Below are 18,855 nucleotides of genomic sequence, written 5' to 3'. Positions count from 1 at the left end.
GCAGTCGCAGACGCACCGTGGGGCACCTGCGTCACGGAAGTCCCTTCCATCCGTCACAGGGATCTCCTAGTCTCACACTCTGTTCACATGTGGTCTGTTCACTTCTGACAATTGCTGATCTTGCGACAGAGGTCAGGCGCGGGGGTAGTGAAGCATGCGGGAAAACCGGCGCTCGAAGTTGAGCGTTCTCGCCGGTGCGTCGGGACTGGCGCTCTCGGCCGTCACCGCGGCACCGGCGCTGGCCGACGATGTACCGGAGAGCCCCCGGGAAGTGGAGATGGCCGCGGACGTGAAGGTCGTCGAAGGCATAGCCCCGGCACTCGGACCGGCCGCAGGACCGGCCGCAGCGGCCGAGGCCGCTACGGCCTCGGACACATGCCTGGGCTCCACCGCCGCCTATGGCTCCAGCGGGTGCTTCCAGCACAACGCCGACATCGTCTGGGCGGGCGACACGAAGAAGGACGGCATGTCCGCGGCTGTCGGCGTCTACACCGACTACGGGCGCGCCGAGGAGGTCTGTGTCAACAATCTCGGCGTGAACACCTGGGCGGGCTGCGACAAGGACTACCGGGAGAGCGGGAACGTGCGCCTTCGCGTTCTGCGCTACGACGGCGACACCGGCAAGTTCTACCAGCCTGAGGCCTGGTCCGGCTGGGTCCCGGTCGACGGAAAGTACTGACTGGAAAGTACTGACCGGAAAGTACTGGCCCGCCCACCTTGGTGCGCTCCGCTCGACCGCGACGGTGCGGAGCGCACGAAAAAACCGGACCAGCCTTTGCTGGTCCGGTTCTTCAATCCGGAAGTGCCCCCGGCAGGATTCGAACCTGCGCACCCGGCTCCGGAGGCCGATGCTCTATCCCCTGAGCTACGGGGGCGTGTCGCTGTCGTGCTCTGCGACGGGTGAAACACTACCAGCTCCGACGGGGTGTCCGTGAACAGGTATTCCGTCGCGCCGGTCGGCGCAGGCGGAGGCCACTCGTCCGGGGCGGAAGTGGACAAAAGCCGGACGCGGCCGCTCCGGCCGCCCTACTCTCGAAGGGTGTCAGGGGCGTACGGCCGCGTGCTTGTTGTCGACGACAACAAGGTCATCCGGCAGCTGATCAGGGTCAATCTCGAACTTGAGGGTTTCGAGGTCGTGACCGCGGCCGACGGTGTCGAGTGCCTGGACCTGGTCGACCGGGTCCGCCCCGACGCCGTCACCCTCGACGTCGTGATGCCCCGGCTGGACGGCCTGGAGACCGCGACCCGCCTTCGCTCCGATCCCCGGACCCGCCGTCTTCCCATCGCCGTCATCAGCGCCTGCACGCCGTTCGAGGTCGATGCGGGCGTGGCGGCCGGGGTCGACGCGTTCCTGGCGAAGCCGTTCGAGCCGAGCGAGCTGGTGCGGATCATGCACCGGCTGGTGACCGGCGAGGACCGGCCCCCGGTGGACGGGCGGCGCGGCGCCGGGCGGGCGGGGAGCACCGCGGGCTGACCCTGTGGCGAATCCGGTTCGGACCGGCCGCTCGACGAATCCGGGTCCGGCCGGTCCCTCGGCGAAATCCGGTTCGGGCCGGCCGTACGGCGAGACCGGGTCCGGCTGACCATATGGCGAAACCGGTCGCGTAGTGCCCCCCTGTCTCACCTAGGCTTGTCCCGTGACCCCCGCCGACCTCTCCCGGACCGTGCTGCACGCCGTGCGCCGCGCGGTCGACGAGGATGCGTTGCGCGCGCCCGTGCCCGCGCGCGTGCGGGTGGAGAGGACACGGCCCGGCGGCAGCGGGGACTACGCCTGCGCCGTCGCGCTCCAGCTGGCCGGGCCCGCCGCGCTGCCCGCCCTGGAGGTCGCCCGTATCCTGCGGGAACGGGTCGCCGCCGAGCCCGGCATCGAGCGGGTCGAGATCACCGGTCCCGGGTTCCTGAGCTTCACCCTCGACGCCACGGCCGAGCACCACCGCGCCCTCCTCGACGCCGTACGGGAGCAGGGCCTCGCGTACGGACACGGGGACGCGCTCCGCGACGAGATCCTCCAGTTCCATCACGCGCGCGAGGTGCGTGCCGCGGTGACCGCCCATGCCGTGCGCCGGCTCGTCATCTCCCAGGGCGCCCGGGTCCGGATCAGCTGCGAGGAGGCGCCCGACCCGGACTGGGCCCGCCTCGGCGTCACCGTCGACGCGCACGGGACGCCCCCCGTACCGCTCACCGGGATCCGGCCCGTCCCCGCCGGGGCCACCGCTGCGGAGCTGCTGCGGCGGCTCGGGCCCGACGCGGCCCGCTGGGGGCTCCTGCGGTCCGCCGGGCACGACCGCGCCGCCCTCGGCCCCGAACTGCTCGTCCAGGGCGAGGCCAATTCCCTCTTCCGGGTGCGTTACGCCCACGCCAGAATCCGTGCGCTCACCCGCGGGGCCGCCCTCCTCGGCTTCACCGCCGAGCCCGCCCCGGACGCCGAGCGCGCCGGGCACACGGAACCCGCCCCGTTCGACAGCGCCGCCCGCCCCCTCCTCGACCTCATCGCCGACCATCCCGGCGTCCTGCTCGCAGCAGCCCGTCACCGCGCGCCCGACCGGGCCGCACGGCAGCTGGAAGCCGTCGCGCACGCGTTCTTCGACTTCCACGACTCCTGCCCGCCCCTGCCCGCCGGTGACGAGAAACCCTCGGCCGCCCACCGCGCCCGGCTGGCTCTCGCCGAAGCCGCCGGGACGGTGCTGGCAGGCGGCCTGTCCCTGCTCGGCATCCGTGCGCCCGAACATCTCTGACGAGATCAGAAGAGACCCGAGAGAACGAACACGATGAGCCGCTCCGCACACCCCGCAGGACCCCGTCACGCCGACGTGCTGACCGAGGGGCACTACTCCGCGCCCGCCGCCGATCTCAACATCCTGGACGAGAAGGTCTGGTCCCGTACGGTCACCCGGGACGCGGACGGCGCCCTCACCGTCGGCGGGATCGCCGTCGCCCGGCTCGCGGAGGAGTTCGGCACCCCCGCGTACTTCCTGGACGAGAGCGACTTCCGGGCCCGCTGCCGGGCCTGGGCCGACGCCTTCGGGCCGGACGCCGACGTCTTCTACGCGGGGAAGGCATTCCTCTCCCGCGCGATCGTCCGCTGGCTCACCGAAGAAGGACTCAACCTCGACGTCTGCTCCGGCGGTGAGCTGACCACCGCCCTCGACGCGGGCATGCCCGCCGAGCGCATCGCCTTCCATGGCAACAACAAGACCGTCGCCGAGATCGAGCGGGCCGTCGATGCGGGCGTCGGGCGGATCGTGCTCGACTCCTTCCAGGAGATCGTCCGCGTCGCCCACATCGCCCAGCCGCACGGTGTCCGCCAGCGGGTGCAGATCCGTGTCACCGTCGGCGTCGAGGCCCACACCCACGAGTTCATCGCCACCGCGCACGAGGACCAGAAGTTCGGGATCGCGCTCGCCGACGGGCAGGCCGCCGAGGCGGTGCGCCGCGCGCTCGCCCTCGACGGGCTCGAACTCATCGGCATCCACTCGCACATCGGCTCGCAGATCTTCGACATGGCGGGCTTCGAGGTCTCCGCCCGGCGCGTGGTGCAGCTGCTCGCCGAGGTCCGCGACGAGCACGGCGTCGAGCTGCCCGAGATCGACCTCGGCGGCGGCCTCGGTATCGCGTACACCTCCGAGGACGACCCCCGTGAGCCGCACGAGATCGCCAAGGCGCTCAACGACATCGTCACCCGCGAGTGCGAGGCCGCGAATCTGCGTACCCCCCGCATCTCCGTCGAGCCGGGCCGCGCCATTGTCGGACCCACCGCGTTCACGCTGTACGAGGTCGGCACGATCAAGCCCCTGGAGGGGCTGCGGACGTACGTCAGCGTCGACGGCGGCATGTCGGACAACATCCGCACCGCGCTGTACGACGCCGAATACAGCGTCGCGCTCGTCTCGCGCACCTCGGACGCGGAGCCGATGCTCGTCCGGGTCGTCGGCAAGCACTGCGAGAGCGGTGACATCGTGGTCAAGGACGCGTTCCTCCCCGCCGACCTGGCCCCCGGCGACCTGATCGCCGTGCCGGCCACCGGGGCGTACTGCCGTTCCATGGCGAGCAACTACAACCACGCCCTGCGCCCCCCGGTCGTCGCTGTCCGGGACGGCGAGGCGCGCGTCATCGTCCGGCGCGAGACGGAGGAAGATCTTCTGCGTCTCGATGTCGGCTGATGAAATAGTCATCTCAGGATCCGGACGGGTGACAGAATCGCCCGTCCGGTGAGTGAGACTGGTCCCCACATGAGCATGGATGAGAAACGAGGTCGGATGATGCGTACGCGTCCGCTGAAGGTGGCGCTGCTGGGCTGTGGAGTGGTCGGCTCAGAGGTGGCGCGCATCATGACGACGCACGCCGACGACCTCGCGGCGCGCATCGGTGCGCCCGTCGAGCTCGCCGGAGTCGCCGTCCGCCGGCCCTCCAAGGTGCGGGAGGGCATCGACCCCGCACTGGTCACCACCGACGCGACCGCGCTCGTGCGGCGCGGCGACATCGACGTCGTCATCGAGGTCATCGGGGGCATCGAGCCGGCCCGCGCGCTCATCACCACCGCCTTCGAGAACGGCGCGAGCGTCGTCTCCGCCAACAAGGCACTGCTCGCCGAGGACGGCGCCTCCCTGCACGCCGCCGCCGAGAAGTACGGCCGCGATCTGTACTACGAGGCCGCCGTCGCCGGGGCGATCCCGCTGGTGCGGCCGCTGCGCGAGTCGCTCGCCGGGGACAAGGTCAACCGGGTGCTCGGCATCGTCAACGGCACCACCAACTTCATCCTCGACAGGATGGACACCAGCGGCGCCGGCTACTCCGAGGCGCTCGACGAGGCCACCGCCCTCGGGTACGCCGAGGCCGACCCGACCGCCGACGTCGAGGGCTTCGACGCCGCCGCGAAGGCCGCGATCCTCGCCGGGATCGCCTTCCACACCCGGGTGAAGATCGGCGACGTGCACCGCGAGGGCATCACCGAGGTCACCGCCGCCGACATCGCCTCCGCGCGCCGCATGGGCTGCACCGTCAAGCTGCTCGCCATCTGCGAGCGCGCCGCCGACGGAGCCTCTGTCACCGCCCGCGTGCACCCCGCGATGATCCCGCTGAGCCACCCGCTGGCCTCGGTCCGCGAGGCCTACAACGCGGTGTTCATCGAGGCGGACGCAGCTGGTCAGCTCATGTTCTACGGACCCGGCGCCGGCGGCTCCCCGACCGCTTCCGCGGTCCTCGGCGACCTCGTCGCGGTCTGCCGCAACAAACTGGGCGAGGCCACCGGCCCCGGTGAGTCCGCCTACACGCGCCTGCCGGTCAGCCCCATGGGCGAGGTCGTCACGCGCTACCACATCAGCCTCGACGTGGCCGACAAGCCGGGCGTCCTCGCCCAGGTGGCAACGGTCTTCGCCGAGCAGGGCGTATCCATCGATACCGTCCGCCAGCAGGGAAAGGACGGCGAGGCGTCCCTCGTCGTCGTCACCCACCGCGCGCCCGACGCCGCCCTCTCCGGGACCGTCGAAGCGCTGCGCAAGCTCGACACCGTGCGCGGTGTCGCCAGCATCATGCGTGTTGAAGGGGAGTAAGGACCCATGACCAGCAAGGGCACCCACCAGTGGCGCGGCATCATCGAGGAGTACCGGGACCGCCTTCCGGTCACGAGCACGACGCCGGTCGTCACGCTTCGTGAGGGCGGTACGCCGCTCGTTCCGGCGCAGGTCCTCTCCGAGCGCACGGGCTGCGACGTGCACCTCAAGGTCGAGGGCGCCAACCCCACCGGTTCGTTCAAGGACCGCGGCATGACCATGGCCATCACCCGGGCCAAGGAGGAGGGGGCGAAGGCCGTCATCTGCGCCTCCACCGGCAACACCTCGGCCTCCGCCGCGGCGTACGCCGTGCGTGCGGGCATGGTCTGCGCCGTCCTCGTACCGCAGGGCAAGATCGCGCTCGGCAAGATGGGCCAGGCGCTCGTGCACGGCGCCAAGATCCTCCAGGTCGACGGCAACTTCGACGACTGCCTCACCCTGGCCCGCTCGCTCTCGGACAACTACCCGGTGGCGCTGGTCAATTCGGTCAACCCGGTCCGTATCGAGGGCCAGAAGACCGCCGCGTTCGAGATCGTCGACGCGCTCGGCGACGCCCCCGACATCCACGTCCTGCCGGTCGGCAACGCGGGCAACATCACCGCGTACTGGAAGGGGTACCGCGAGTACGCCGGTGACGGCGTCTCCACGCGCACCCCGCGCATGTGGGGCTTCCAGGCCTCCGGCTCCGCGCCCATCGTGCGCGGCGAGGTCGTCAAGGACCCCTCCACCATCGCCACCGCGATCCGCATCGGCAACCCGGCCTCCTGGGACTACGCCCTGGCCGCACGCGACGAGTCGGGCGGTTTCATCGACGAGGTGACGGACCGCCAGATCCTGTCCGCGTACCGGCTGTTGGCCTCCCAGGAGGGCGTCTTCGTGGAGCCCGCCTCGGCCGCGTCCGTCGCCGGTCTGCTCAAGGCCGCCGAGGAGGGCAAGGTCGACCCCGGCCAGCGCATCGTCTGCACGGTCACCGGCAACGGCCTCAAGGACCCCGACTGGGCCGTCGCGGGCGCCCCGCAGCCGGTCACGGTCCCGGTCGACGCGGCCACCGCCGCGCAGAAGCTCGGGCTCGTCTGACCGGTCCGGGCCGGTCGGGACGGACTGCCCGGGCCGGACCGGGCGGCAGGTTGTCCGGATCGGCCCGGGCAGTCACGTCACTCGACCCGGTCAACCGCGACAACCCGGCTCAACCGCCCTCTTTTCGGGGCGGAGAGCGCATAGGAGGCGGGCGACACGCATCGTGCGCCTCCTGTGCGCCCTATGTCGCCACAGAACCTTCCTTCGATAAGCTGTACCCCATCCGCCCGACATCCGCCCGACGGTTCGCTGTGGTGCGGCAGCCGTGACGGCGAGCACGGGGCGGACCACCGGGAACCCCACGTACCGCCCGGTGCAACTCCGTCCGCCCCATCCCGCAGACCCCCGCCGCAGAGCCACCGCACTGCATCCCCGCTGCCTTACAAGGAGTCGTCCGACCGATGGCCGGTCCCGCGTTCCGAGCCGCCGCCGTCAGGGTGCGCGTCCCCGCAACCAGCGCCAACCTGGGCCCGGGCTTCGATGCCCTCGGCCTGTCGCTGGGGCTGTACGACGATGTCGTCGTCCGGGTCGCCGACTCCGGGCTGCACATCGACATCGCAGGTGAGGGCAGCGAGACCCTGCCCCGAGACGAGAGCCACCTGCTCGTGCGCTCCCTGCGTACCGCGTTCGACCTGCTCGGCGGGCAGCCCCGCGGCCTGGAGATCGTCTGCGCCAACCGCATCCCGCACGGCCGTGGCCTCGGCTCCTCCTCCGCCGCCATCTGCGCCGGAATCGTCGCCGCCCGCGCCGTGACGACAGGCGGCGACGCCCGGCTCGACGACGCGGCCCTGCTGGAGCTGGCGACCGAGATCGAGGGGCATCCCGACAACGTCGCGGCCTGTCTGCTCGGCGGGTTCACGCTCGCCTGGATGGAGGGCGGGGCGGCCCGGGCGATCAGGATGGACCCTGCCGATTCCGTCGTTCCGGTGGTTTTCGTGCCCGGACGACCGGTGCTCACCGAGACGGCGCGCGGCCTGCTTCCGCGCACCGTCCCGCACGTCGACGCGGCGCTGAACGCCGGCCGGGCGGCCCTCCTCGTCGAAGCCCTGACCCGTCGCCCCGAGCTGCTGCTCGCCGCCACCGAGGACCGGATCCACCAGGAGTACCGGGGCCCCGCCATGCCGGAGAGCGTGGAACTGGTCAACCGTCTGCGCGCCGACGGTGTGCCCGCGGTCATCTCCGGTGCGGGGCCCACGGTCCTCGCGCTGACGGAGGAGGGTTCGGCCGACAAGGTCGCCCGACTGGCGGGGGAGGGCTGGGCGGCGAACCGGCTGGCCCTCGACGGGCCGGGCGCCAGTGTGCTGCCGCTGGCCGCGTAACCGCATGTGATTACCGGTGAGCGAGAGGGGGAATGTTTGTTGGAGCCGGTAGTGTTAACCTCAAGTCTGCAACCGACGTCTTTGAGGCGCGTTGCTTCGTGTCCCCCTCCGGGACCACCATTCTTCCGGGAGCCTCCCCAACTGCCTGAGCAGCCTGCCTGAGCAGTTTCGAGCACGCTCCGGAACCGGCACGACACCCCTCGCTCGTCCAGGAGTGGGCCGAGCAGGGGGATCTCGCGCCGGACCCCGCACGTTTCGTCTCTCCGCCGTACCCGGCGGACCACCGCCCCGGCAAGGTCCGCGATCCAGCAAGATCAACAGACCACAGTCGGACAGCACAACCGGTCGCCGAGCCAGAAGGCCGACGTCCGCTCCAGGGAAGGACCCTTCGTGAGCGACACCACCGATCTGATGGGCGTGACTGCCGACAAGAACGTCGACAGCGCCGCGCCCGCCGAAGGTGCTGCCACTGGCACCACCGCACGGCGCCGCCGCTCCGGCACCGGCCTTGAGGGCATGGTCCTGGCCGAGCTGCAGCAGGTCGCGTCCGGCCTCGGCATCAGGGGTACTGCGCGGATGCGCAAGAGCCAGCTGATCGAGGTCATCAAGGAGGCTCAGGCGGGTGGCGGATCCGCTGCCCCCAAGACCTCCCCCAAGGCCGCAGAGACCCCCGCCGAGGCGGAGAGCAAGCCGAAGCGCCGCGCGACCTCCAAGGCGCGCACCGGCGACGAGGCCGCCGCTGCCGAGAAGGCCACGGCCCAGCAGCAGATCGAGATCCCCGGTCAGCCGGCCAGCGACGACCAGCCCGCGGGCGAGCGCCGTCGCCGCCGTGCCACCGCGCAGGCGGGCAGCCCCGACACCAAGACCGAGGCGAAGACCGAGGTCAAGGCCAAGGCGGAGCCCGCGGCCGAGCAGAAGGCCGAGGACCGGGGCGAGCCCAAGGGCGACGCCAAGGCCGAGGCCGCCACCGACACGGCCGAGGGCCGTCGCGGTGACCGCCGTGACCGTGGCGACCGCGGTGACCGTGGCGACCGCGGTGACCGTGGTGAGCGCCGTGAGCGCCAGCGCGACCGCCGCGGCAAGGGTGACGACCAGGGCCAGCAGGGCGGCGGCGGGCAGCGCCCGCAGCGCCAGGGCCAGGGTCAGGGCCAGCAGAACCGCGACAACGGTCCGCAGGACGACTTCGACGACGAGGCGGGCGGCCGCCGCGGCCGCCGTGGCCGCTACCGCGACCGCCGTGGCCGCCGTGGCCGCGACGACTTCGCCGGCGATGTGCAGGTGGCCGACGACGACGTCCTGATCCCCGTCGCGGGCATCCTGGACATCCTCGACAACTACGCGTTCATCCGGACCTCCGGCTACCTGCCGGGCCCGAACGACGTGTACGTCTCGCTCGCCCAGGTCCGCAAGAACGGCCTGCGCAAGGGCGACCACGTCACCGGCGCGGTGCGCCAGCCCAAGGACGGCGAGCGGCGCGAGAAGTTCAATGCGCTGGTCCGCCTCGACTCGGTCAACGGCATGGCGCCGGAGTCCGGCCGGGGCCGCCCCGAGTTCCAGAAGCTGACCCCCCTCTACCCGCAGGACCGGCTCCGTCTGGAGACCGACTCCAACATCCTGACGACGCGGATCATCGACCTGGTGGCCCCGATCGGCAAGGGCCAGCGCGGGCTGATCGTGGCCCCGCCGAAGACCGGCAAGACCATGATCCTCCAGGCCATCGCCAACGCGATCACGGTCAACAGCCCCGAGTGCCACCTGATGGTCGTCCTGGTGGACGAGCGTCCGGAGGAGGTCACCGACATGCAGCGGTCGGTGAAGGGCGAGGTCATCTCCTCGACCTTCGACCGCCCCGCCGAGGACCACACCACCGTCGCAGAGCTGGCCATCGAGCGCGCCAAGCGTCTCGTGGAGCTGGGTCACGACGTGGTCGTCCTGCTCGACTCGATCACCCGCCTGGGCCGCGCGTACAACCTCGCGGCACCGGCCTCCGGCCGCATCCTCTCCGGTGGTGTCGACTCGACCGCGCTCTACCCCCCGAAGCGCTTCTTCGGCGCCGCGCGCAACATCGAGGACGGCGGCTCGCTGACCATCCTGGCCACCGCGCTCGTCGAGACCGGCTCGCGCATGGACGAGGTGATCTTCGAGGAGTTCAAGGGCACCGGCAACATGGAGCTCAAGCTCGACCGGAAGCTCTCGGACAAGCGCATCTTCCCGGCGGTGGACGTCGACGCGTCCTCCACCCGTAAGGAAGAGATCCTGCTCGGCACCGACGAGCTGGCGGTCGTCTGGAAGCTGCGCCGGGTGCTGCACGCACTCGATCAGCAGCAGGCCATCGAACTCCTCCTGGACCGGATGAAGAAGACCCAGTCCAACGCGGAGTTCCTGCTCCAGATCCAGAAGACGACGCCGGGCAGCGGCAACGGCAACGACTGACGCAGCCCCCTCGACGGTTTACCAACCGCCGCTTGAATCCGCCCCGTTACTCCGGTGACGGGGCGGATTTCTGCATGTAACATCAATTCGCCGTCACTCTCCCCCCACTTACGGCACCACCACTTGATGCCCCTGGATAAATGGGAGACTTGCGTGCGCATATCGCGCCATGCCGGATCAGTACGAATCGTCGGCCGCTTGGCGGCCGCCGGCGCCGCGACGCTGGCACTGTTGGGCGGAGGCCTGACGGCCGGGGCCCAGGCGGCTGAAGGCGGCGAACGCTTCCTGCCGCCGAAGGGCGTCGAGGTGGTGAGCCCGCAGAAGCTCTCACCGAAGATCATCGGCGGGACCGACACCGCCTTCAAGAACGCGCCCTGGATGGTGCAGCTGCTCTTCGAGGAAGACAACGACGGGCTCTTCTACTTCTCCTGCGGCGGCACTCTCGTTGCCCCCAACAAGGTGATGACGGCGGCCCATTGCGTTACCGACGAGAATGGCAAGGCCCTCGATATGGTCGGCCGTGGGCTGGTGCTCGCGGGGACCGCCAAACTGGCGGGTGGCCCCAAGGACGAAGGGACGGCCGTAGGGATATCCCGCTCCTACTTCGCGGGTTCGTACAACGCGGCCGAGATAGACAACGACATCGCGCTTCTGACGCTTTCCCGGCCCTTGAGCTACAAGCCGGCGCAGCCCGCGTCGTACGGCGACACCGCGCGTTACGTCGCGGGAACGAAGGCCACCACGTACGGCTGGGGCATGACCGGTTCGGACTGGGGCTCCTCCCCCCTGTCGGACACCCTGCTGCGGCTGGAGCAGCCGCTGCGTTCGGACGCCGAGTGCTCCGAGAACCTCGACGGCGCCACCGGCGTCCCAGGTTCCTACAAGCCGGGCCACATGATCTGCGCGGGCGTCGGCGGCACCGGCAACGACGCCACCGGGAGGGCGACCTGCCCCGGAGACTCCGGCGGCCCGATGTTCGTCACCGGGCGCATCATCGGCATCACCTCCTGGGGTCCCGCCAACAGCGCCGAGGCGTGCAACCTCCGTGGCACGTATGACGCCTACACGAAGGTGTCGACGTACTACCGGTCGATCCAGCCCCGCATCGACGACACGAGCTTCAGCCGTGACCACCGGGCCGATGTGTTCGCCCGTTCCACCGGTGCGGCGGCGTACACCTTCCCCTCGTCGGGCGAGAAGCTCGCCGCCCGCAAGGTGCTCGCCGGCTCCTACAACGCGTACAACCTGCTCATCCAGACGGACCTCGACCGGGACGGCTACCAGGATCTGATCGCCAGGGAAGGATCGACCGGGGACGTCTACTGGCTGCACCGTTCGGTGAGCAGCTCGACCTACGCCAAGACGAAGATCTTCAGCAACTGGAAGACGGTCCGGGCGATCGTCGCTCCCGGCGATGTCAACAACGACGGCAAGGGCGACATTCTGGCCGTCACCGCCACGGGCGACCTCATCACGTACCCGAGCTACGGCAACGGCAGGTTCAACACCCCGGTCAAGTCGGCGACGGGTTACCAGGTCTACAACCAGGTGCGGGGACACGGCGACCTCACCTATGACGGCAAGAACGACCTGCTGGTCCGTCGCGGCGGCACGAACGACCTCTACCTGGTCAAGGGCACCGGCAAGTCCACCGCCCCCTTCGAGGAACCGGTCAAGGTCCGCAGCAACTGGGCGGCGTACAACCTCCTCGTCACCCCGGGCGATGTGAACGGGGACGCCAAGGCCGATCTCGTGGCCCGCTCCAACTCCGGCGGCCTGTATCTCCTCAAGGGCACCGGGCAGGCCAACTCGGAGATCTTCGCCACACAGATCAAGCTCGGCAGCGGCTGGAACGACTACTACACCGTCGGCTGAAACCCCAGGTGAGCGGCGGATGTCCGCTCGCGCACCACACAGGGCTGTGGCCCCCGTCCTCCGACGGGGGCCACAGCCCTGTGTGCAACCCTTCTTGCCGCTTCGCCATCTGACCAAGAGGTGACAAACCCTCCCGGAACCATCGCGCCCCGGGAGCGAAGAGCGACGGAGCGCAGGACCGAGGGAGACGTGTGAGCGAGCAGAGCAGGAGCGCGGGGCGCATACGCGGCACCGGCAGCCGTCGGAGGAAGCCCTCGCGCCGGCACCGTGCGAAGGCCGTCGCGGCCTGGTCGGTGGCGGGGTTCGTGGTCGTCGGCGGGGCCGGGCTCGGGTACGCGTACATGACGCTCAACGGCAACCTCTCCAGCATCGACATCGATGCGAAGCTCGGCGCCGACCGTCCCGACGACGTGGATAACGGTTCGCAGGACATCCTGGTGCTGGGCTCCGACTCGCGCTCCGGTGACAACGGGGAGTACGGCGCCGACGAGGGCGGGGCCCGCTCGGACACGGCGATGGTCGTGCACGTCGACAAGGGCCACAAGTCCGCGAGCGTCGTCTCGATACCGCGCGACACCCTCATCGAACGCCCCGCCTGTACGAGCGACACGACGGGCGACCCGGTCCCGGCCCAGCACCGGGTGATGTTCAACACCGCCTACGAGGTCGGCGGGCCCGCCTGCGCGGTGAAGACCGTCGAGTCGATGTCCGGCATCCGCATGGACCACTACGTCGAGGTCGATTTCACCGGCTTCAAGAAGCTCATCGACGAGCTCGGCGGCGTCGAGATCACCACGAAGACCGCGATCAACGACTCCAAGAGCCATCTGGACCTGGAGCCGGGCACCCACACCCTGGACGGTGAGGAGTCACTCGGACTCGTCCGGACCCGCAAGAGCGTCGGCGACGGCAGTGACCTCGGGCGCATCCAGCTCCAGCAGGCGTTCATCAAGGCGCTCATGGAACAGGCGAAGAGCGTCGGGGTGCTCTCCAGCCCGCAGAAGCTGTTCGGCCTCGCCGACGCCGCCACCAAGGCCGTCACCACGGACTCCGGCCTCGGGTCGGTCAAGAAGCTCAGCTCCTTCGCCAACGGACTCAAGGGGCTCGGCGCGGACAACGTGCACATGGTGACCCTGCCGGTGGAGTACGACCCCGTCGACCCGAACCGCGTCCTTCCCCAGGAGAAGGCCGGGAAGCAGGTCTGGACGGCCCTCAGGAACGACCGGCCGATACCCGCATCCGCCACCGAGGAGTCCGCCGGGGACAAGGGCGAGGCCGGGAAGGTCGTCGAATAGCGGCGGAGCGGTCACGCAGCGTACGGCGCGGTGCGGGGGGAATACCTGCGGCCCGCCCCCGGTTTTGGGAGATACGGCCGGTCCTGGCAGACTGGTACGTCGGCCCCGGTTCACGGACGCGCAATCAGCGCGGTCGACCCGGCGCCCTCCCGAAACTAGGAGACACCTTGAAGCGCGACATTCACCCCGAGTACGTCGAGACGCAGGTCAGCTGCACCTGCGGTGCGTCGTTCACCACCCGGAGCACCATCGACGGCGGCACCATCCGTGCCGACGTCTGCTCCGAGTGCCACCCGTTCTACACGGGCAAGCAGAAGATCCTCGACACCGGCGGCCGCGTGGCCCGCTTCGAGGCCCGCTTCGGCAAGGCTGCCGGCTCCGCCAGCAAGTAGCGAGCCACTGCGCCGGTTCTCGGCGCCCTCTCACCGGGGGCGTCGGGACCGGCGTTTTCCGGTCAGCAGGCCCGTAGACGTCATCAACCAGGAGCCCCCGCATGTTCGAGGCGGTCGAGGAACTGATCGGTGAACACACCGATCTTGAGAAGAAGCTCGCAGACCCGTCGGTCCACGCCGACCAGGCCAACGCGCGCAAGCTGAACAAGCGCTACGCGGAGCTGACCCCGATCGTCGCCACGTACCGGAGCTGGAAGCAGACCGGCGACGACATCGAGACCGCCCGCGAGTTCGTCGCGGACGACCCCGACTTCGCCGCCGAGGTCAAGGACCTGGAGAAGCAGCGCGAAGAGCTCACCGAGAAGCTCCGCCTCCTCCTCGTCCCGCGCGACCCCAGCGACGACAAGGACGTGCTCCTGGAGATCAAGGCGGGCGCGGGCGGCGACGAGTCCGCCCTGTTCGCCGGTGACCTGCTGCGCATGTATCTGCGCTACGCCGAGCGCGTCGGCTGGAAGACCGAGATCATCGACTCCACCGAGTCCGAGCTCGGCGGCTACAAGGACGTCCAGGTCGCCGTCAAGACCAAGGGCGGCAACGGCGCCACCGAGCCCGGCCAGGGCGTCTGGGCCCGGATGAAGTACGAGGGCGGCGTGCACCGTGTGCAGCGCGTGCCCTCCACCGAGTCCCAGGGCCGTATCCACACCTCCGCCGCGGGCGTGCTCGTCACCCCCGAGGCCGAAGAGGTCGACGTCGAGATCCACGCCAACGATCTGCGGATCGACGTCTACCGCTCCTCCGGGCCCGGCGGGCAGTCCGTCAACACGACCGACTCCGCCGTCCGCATCACGCACCTGCCGACCGGCGTCGTCGCCTCCTGCCAGAACGAGAAGAGCCAGCTCCAGAACAAGGAGCAGGCCATGCGCATCCTGCGCTCCCGGCTGCTGGCCGCCGCCCAGGAGGCCGCTGAGCAGGAGGCCTCCGACGTACGCCGCAGCCAGGTGCGTACGGTCGACCGCTCCGAGAAGATCCGGACGTACAACTTCCCGGAAAACCGCATCTCGGACCACCGCGTCGGCTTCAAGGCGTACAACTTGGACCAGGTGCTCGACGGCGACCTGGACGCAGTGATCCAGGCCTGCGTCGACGCCGACTCCGCCGCCAAGCTCGCCAACGCGTGAGCGTCTGAACGCACCGTCCGCCCCGCACACCCGTAACCCGTACGGAGAACCGCGATGAACCTGCTGCTCGCCGAGGTGGCCCAGGCCACCCAGCGGCTGGCCGACGCCGGTGTCCCCTCACCGCGATTCGACGCCGAGGAACTCGCGGCCTTCGTCCACGGGGTGAAGCGGGGCGAGCTGCACCAGGTGCCCGACAGTGACTTCGACGCCCGCTACTGGGAGACGATCGCCCGCCGCGAGGCCCGCGAACCCCTCCAGCACATCACCGGGCGGGCCTTCTTCCGCTATCTGGAGCTCCAGGTCGGGCCCGGGGTGTTCGTGCCCCGGCCGGAGACCGAGTCCGTCGTCGGCTGGGCCATAGACGCCGTACGGGCCATGGATGTCGTCGAGCCCGTCGTCGTCGACCTGTGCACCGGCTCGGGCGCCATCGCGCTCGCCATGGCCCAGGAGGTCCCGCGCTCTCGCGTACACGCCGTGGAGCTGTCCGAGGACGCGCTCAAGTGGACCCGGAAGAACGCCGAGGGGTCCAGGGTCACCGTCCACCGCGGAGACGCCCTGAGCGCCCTTCCCGAGCTCGACGGCCAGGTCGACCTGGTGATCTCCAACCCGCCGTACATCCCGCTCACCGAATGGGAGTACGTCGCCCCCGAGGCCCGCGACCACGACCCTGAGATGGCCCTCTTCTCCGGCGAGGACGGCCTCGACACCATCCGCGGCATCGAGCGCACCGCCCACCGCCTGCTGCGCCCCGGCGGCCTCGTCGTCATCGAGCACGCCGACACCCAGGGCGGCCAGGTGCCGTGGATCTTCACCGAGGAGCGGGGCTGGGCGGATGCCGCCGACCACCCCGACCTGAACAAGCGCCCCCGGTTCGCCACCGCCCGCAAGGCCATGCCGTGACCCGCCCCCGGCACCACCACCCGTACCCGTACACGTTTGAGGAGGCCGGCTGATGGCACGGCGATACGACTGCAACGACGCCACCGACCGGATCACGGGCCTGCGCGAGGCCGCCTCCGCCGTCCGCCGCGGCGAACTCGTCGTGCTGCCCACCGACACCGTGTACGGCATCGGCGCCGACGCCTTCAGCTCCGAGGCCGTCAACGACCTGCTGGACGCCAAGGGGCGGGGCCGCAACATGCCCACCCCCGTTCTCATCGGCTCCCCGAACACCCTGCACGGCCTGGTCACCGACTTCTCCGAGCAGGCCTGGGAGCTCGTCGACGCCTTCTGGCCCGGCGCGCTCACCCTCGTCGCCAAGCACCAGCCCTCGCTCCAGTGGGACCTCGGCGACACCCGGGGCACCGTCGCCATCCGGATGCCGCTGCACCCGGTCGCCATCGAGCTGCTGACCGAGGTCGGTCCGATGGCCGTCTCCAGCGCCAACCTCACCGGACACCCCGCCCCGGAGGACTGCGACGCCGCCCAGGGCATGCTCGGCGACTCCGTCTCCGTCTACCTCGACGGCGGCCCGACGCCCGGCATCGTGCCGTCCTCGATCGTCGACGTCACCGGTGCCACCGCGGTCCTGCTGCGGGCCGGCGCGGTCTCCGCGGAGGAGCTGCGCAAGGTGGTACCCGACCTTGAGGTGGCCAATTGACCGCCCCCGAGGGGCGTGGCATAGCAGGGCGGACCGACACCTTCCGCATCCTCCACGTCAGCACCGGCAACGTCTGCCGCTCGCCCATCACCGAGCGGCTGACCCGCCATGCCCTGACGGACCGCCTCGGCGACCCGCTCAGCGGCGGCCTCATCGTGGAGAGCGCGGGCACCTGGGGCCATGAGGGCGCCCCCATGGAGGCCAACGCCGAAGTGGTCCTCGCCGACTTCGGCGCGGACGCCAGCGGCTTCGTCGGCCGCGAGCTGCTCGACGAGCACGTCATCCGCGCCGACCTGGTCCTCACCGCCACCCGCGACCACCGCGCCCAGGTCATCTCCATGGGCCACTCCGCGGGCCTGCGGACCTTCACGCTCAAGGAGTTCACCCGGCTGGTGCGGGCGATAGACCCCGCCACCCTGCCCGACCCGCGCGACGAGGGCGTCGTCGAGCGCGCCCGCGCCCTGGTCCGCGCCGCCGCCGCGCTGCGCGGCTGGCTGCTGGCCCCGACCGCCGAGGCGGACGAGGTCTACGACCCCTACGGCGCGCCCGTCACCTTCTTCCGCTCCATCGGCGACGAGATCAACCAGGCCCTCGACCCGGTCGTCACCGCCCTCACCGGCGTCCGCGCACCGAGCTGACGGACGTACGCGTGCCTCCTGCCGTGCCGGTCGGGCCGGTGCGCCGACCGGCGTAGGAGAGGCCGTGACAGCGGGCACAGCACTCCGCCCCGGCCTACATTGGAGCTGACACCGGCACACCCTCGCCGGCGCACCCTCCTCCAGGCCCGGAGCCGTCCCATGCCGGTCACCTCGCCCGCCGCACCCGCAGCCGTGTCGTCCGCGCCCGACGCCCTGCCCCAGGACTTCGGCGCCCTGCTCCGCGAGGACCCGGAGATCGCCGGAATCCTGCTCGCGGAGACCGGCCGCCAGGCCGCCACCCTCCAGCTGATCGCCGCCGAGAACTTCCAGTCGCCCGCGGTCCTCGCCGCCCTCGGCTCCCCGCTCGCCAACAAGTACGCCGAGGGCTACCCGGGCGCCCGCCACCACGGCGGCTGCGAGCACGCGGATGCCGCCGAACGCATCGCGGTGCGCCGGGCCACCGCCCTCTTCGGCGCCGAGCACGCCAACGTCCAGCCGCACTCCGGCTCCTCCGCCGTCCTCGCCGCCTACGCCGCGCTGCTGCGCCCCGGCGACACGGTGCTCGCGATGGGACTCCCGTACGGGGGACACCTCACCCACGGGGCGCCCGGCAACTTCTCCGGCCGCTGGTTCGACTTCGTCGGCTACGGGGTGGACCCGGACACCGGGCTCATCGACTACACCCGGCTCCGCGCGCTGGCCCGCGCCCGCCGCCCCAAGGCCATCGTCTGCGGTTCGATCTCCTACCCCCGGCACCCCGACTACGAGCTGTTCCGCGAGATCGCCGACGAGGTCGGCGCGTATCTGATCGTCGACGCCGCGCACCCGATGGGACTGATCGCCGGGGGAGCCGCGCCCAACCCGGTCCCGTACGCCGACGTGGTCTGCGCCACCACGCACAAGGTGCTGCGCGGGCCGCGCGGCGGGATGATCCTGTGCGGCGCGGAGCTGTCCGAGCGGATCGACCGGGCGGTGTTCCCCTTCACCCAGGGCGGCGCGCAGATGCATACGGTCGCGGCGAAGGCGGTCGCGTTCGGGGAGGCGGAGACACCGGCGTACACGCTCTACGCGCACCAGGTCGTCGCCCATGCCCGGGTGCTCGCCGCCGGTCTGGAGGCGGAGGGCTTCGAGGTCACCACGGGCGGCACCGACACCCACATCGTCGTCGCGGACCCGGCGCCGCTCGGCGTCGACGGCCGCACCGCCCGCGAACGGCTGGCCGCCGCCGGTATGGTCCTGGACACCTGCGCGCTGCCGTACGGGGACGCCCGGGGTATCCGCCTGGGCACCGCCGCCGTCACCACGCAGGGGATGGACGAGGGGGACATGGCCCGGATCGCCGCGCTGTTCGGGGCGGCCGTACGGGAGACGGGCGAGGTGGGCCCGGTCGCGGCGGAGGTCCGTGAGCTGGCGATGCGGAATCCTCCGTACCCGGGGTAGACGAGGGTTGTGCAACCATCACCCGTACCGTGGAGTCCTTGTTTCAGAGACTAGGGTGT

16 protein-coding genes and 1 tRNA gene are annotated in these 18,855 nt (G+C 70.8%); 16 read left to right on the top strand and 1 reads right to left on the bottom strand.

Translation table 11 applies throughout. The annotated features are described in order from the left end of the window. Positions 1-154: 154 nt before the first annotated feature. Complete coding sequence (locus CIB93_RS12435) at positions 155-679, top strand: hypothetical protein (RefSeq protein ID WP_096626852.1); 525 nt, start codon at positions 155-157, stop codon at positions 677-679. Positions 680-803: 124 nt separating this feature from the next. On the opposite strand, the gene CIB93_RS12430 is transcribed toward CIB93_RS12435, so the two are convergent. Further along, positions 804-875: transfer RNA gene (locus tag CIB93_RS12430), tRNA-Arg, on the bottom strand. Positions 876-1,060: 185 nt separating this feature from the next. Between CIB93_RS12430 and CIB93_RS12425 the strand changes: the two genes are divergently transcribed. The 15 genes from CIB93_RS12425 (at position 1,061) to glyA (ending at position 18,796) form a co-directional block, all read left to right on the top strand. Continuing rightward, positions 1,061-1,474 carry a response regulator gene (locus tag CIB93_RS12425; protein WP_096626851.1) on the top strand — a complete coding sequence of 138 codons (414 nt, stop codon included), beginning with the start codon at positions 1,061-1,063 and terminating at the stop codon, positions 1,472-1,474. 163 nt (positions 1,475-1,637) lie between these two features. Continuing rightward, positions 1,638-2,735 (top strand): ArgS-related anticodon-binding protein NrtL, encoded by a 1,098-nt coding sequence (gene nrtL / locus CIB93_RS12420; RefSeq protein ID WP_096626850.1) that lies wholly within the window; start codon positions 1,638-1,640, stop codon positions 2,733-2,735. 33 nt (positions 2,736-2,768) lie between these two features. Further along, the gene (gene lysA / locus CIB93_RS12415; RefSeq protein WP_096626849.1) at positions 2,769-4,160 is read left to right on the top strand and encodes a diaminopimelate decarboxylase; all 1,392 of its coding nucleotides are present in this window, start codon (positions 2,769-2,771) and stop codon (positions 4,158-4,160) included. Positions 4,161-4,259: 99 nt separating this feature from the next. Next, positions 4,260-5,549: a homoserine dehydrogenase gene (locus CIB93_RS12410; protein ID WP_096626909.1), complete on the top strand. Its 1,290-nt coding sequence runs from the start codon at positions 4,260-4,262 to the stop codon at positions 5,547-5,549. A gap of 6 nt (positions 5,550-5,555) precedes the next feature. After that, positions 5,556-6,626 carry a threonine synthase gene (gene thrC, locus CIB93_RS12405; protein ID WP_096626848.1) on the top strand — a complete coding sequence of 357 codons (1,071 nt, stop codon included), beginning with the start codon at positions 5,556-5,558 and terminating at the stop codon, positions 6,624-6,626. A 401-nt stretch (positions 6,627-7,027) separates the two neighbouring features. Beyond that, positions 7,028-7,945 carry a homoserine kinase gene (gene thrB / locus CIB93_RS12400; protein WP_096626847.1) on the top strand — a complete coding sequence of 306 codons (918 nt, stop codon included), beginning with the start codon at positions 7,028-7,030 and terminating at the stop codon, positions 7,943-7,945. Positions 7,946-8,335: 390 nt separating this feature from the next. After that, positions 8,336-10,378, top strand: coding sequence for a transcription termination factor Rho (gene rho, locus CIB93_RS12395; RefSeq protein WP_096626846.1), 2,043 nt, complete (start codon positions 8,336-8,338; stop codon positions 10,376-10,378). A 198-nt stretch (positions 10,379-10,576) separates the two neighbouring features. Further along, positions 10,577-12,253 carry a trypsin-like serine protease gene (locus CIB93_RS12390; RefSeq protein WP_179500074.1) on the top strand — a complete coding sequence of 559 codons (1,677 nt, stop codon included), beginning with the start codon at positions 10,577-10,579 and terminating at the stop codon, positions 12,251-12,253. Positions 12,254-12,444: 191 nt separating this feature from the next. Further along, entirely contained in the window at positions 12,445-13,548 is a 1,104-nt protein-coding gene (locus CIB93_RS12385; RefSeq protein ID WP_096626844.1) for an LCP family protein, read from the top strand. Between the two features lie 167 nt (positions 13,549-13,715). Further along, entirely contained in the window at positions 13,716-13,940 is a 225-nt protein-coding gene (gene rpmE, locus CIB93_RS12380) for a 50S ribosomal protein L31 (protein WP_019764351.1), read from the top strand. A 101-nt stretch (positions 13,941-14,041) separates the two neighbouring features. Beyond that, complete coding sequence (prfA, locus tag CIB93_RS12375) at positions 14,042-15,118, top strand: peptide chain release factor 1 (RefSeq protein WP_096626843.1); 1,077 nt, start codon at positions 14,042-14,044, stop codon at positions 15,116-15,118. A 54-nt stretch (positions 15,119-15,172) separates the two neighbouring features. After that, a complete protein-coding gene (gene prmC / locus CIB93_RS12370; RefSeq protein WP_096626842.1) occupies positions 15,173-16,018 on the top strand; it encodes a peptide chain release factor N(5)-glutamine methyltransferase in 846 nt (281 codons plus the stop codon). A gap of 52 nt (positions 16,019-16,070) precedes the next feature. Continuing rightward, complete coding sequence (locus CIB93_RS12365; RefSeq protein WP_096626841.1) at positions 16,071-16,718, top strand: L-threonylcarbamoyladenylate synthase; 648 nt, start codon at positions 16,071-16,073, stop codon at positions 16,716-16,718. Next, positions 16,715-17,356: a protein-tyrosine-phosphatase gene (locus tag CIB93_RS12360; RefSeq protein ID WP_096626840.1), complete on the top strand. Its 642-nt coding sequence runs from the start codon at positions 16,715-16,717 to the stop codon at positions 17,354-17,356. The genes CIB93_RS12365 and CIB93_RS12360 overlap by 4 nt, the downstream gene beginning before the upstream one ends. A 159-nt stretch (positions 17,357-17,515) precedes the next feature. After that, complete coding sequence (glyA, locus tag CIB93_RS12355) at positions 17,516-18,796, top strand: serine hydroxymethyltransferase (protein ID WP_096626839.1); 1,281 nt, start codon at positions 17,516-17,518, stop codon at positions 18,794-18,796. Positions 18,797-18,855: the final 59 nt, after the last annotated feature.

The organism is Streptomyces sp. WZ.A104 (assembly GCF_002382885.1).
Taxonomy (GTDB): Bacteria; Actinomycetota; Actinomycetes; order Streptomycetales; family Streptomycetaceae; genus Streptomyces.
The sequence above is the reverse complement of the archived record's forward strand: the minus strand, read 5'-3'. Positions and strand labels throughout refer to the sequence as shown.

What these genes read in the sequence shown, in the direction of transcription:
- lysA (WP_096626849.1), top strand. Translation starts at nt 2,769, where the DNA reads ATGAGCCGCTCCGCACACCCCGCAGGACCCCGTCACGCCGACGTGCTG.
- prfA (WP_096626843.1), top strand. Translation starts at nt 14,042, where the DNA reads ATGTTCGAGGCGGTCGAGGAACTGATCGGTGAACACACCGATCTTGAG.
- thrB (WP_096626847.1), top strand. Translation starts at nt 7,028, where the DNA reads ATGGCCGGTCCCGCGTTCCGAGCCGCCGCCGTCAGGGTGCGCGTCCCC.
- prmC (WP_096626842.1), top strand. Translation starts at nt 15,173, where the DNA reads ATGAACCTGCTGCTCGCCGAGGTGGCCCAGGCCACCCAGCGGCTGGCC.
- CIB93_RS12435 (WP_096626852.1), top strand. Translation starts at nt 155, where the DNA reads ATGCGGGAAAACCGGCGCTCGAAGTTGAGCGTTCTCGCCGGTGCGTCG.
- CIB93_RS12365 (WP_096626841.1), top strand. Translation starts at nt 16,071, where the DNA reads ATGGCACGGCGATACGACTGCAACGACGCCACCGACCGGATCACGGGC.
- CIB93_RS12410 (WP_096626909.1), top strand. Translation starts at nt 4,260, where the DNA reads ATGCGTACGCGTCCGCTGAAGGTGGCGCTGCTGGGCTGTGGAGTGGTC.
- thrC (WP_096626848.1), top strand. Translation starts at nt 5,556, where the DNA reads ATGACCAGCAAGGGCACCCACCAGTGGCGCGGCATCATCGAGGAGTAC.
- glyA (WP_096626839.1), top strand. Translation starts at nt 17,516, where the DNA reads ATGCCGGTCACCTCGCCCGCCGCACCCGCAGCCGTGTCGTCCGCGCCC.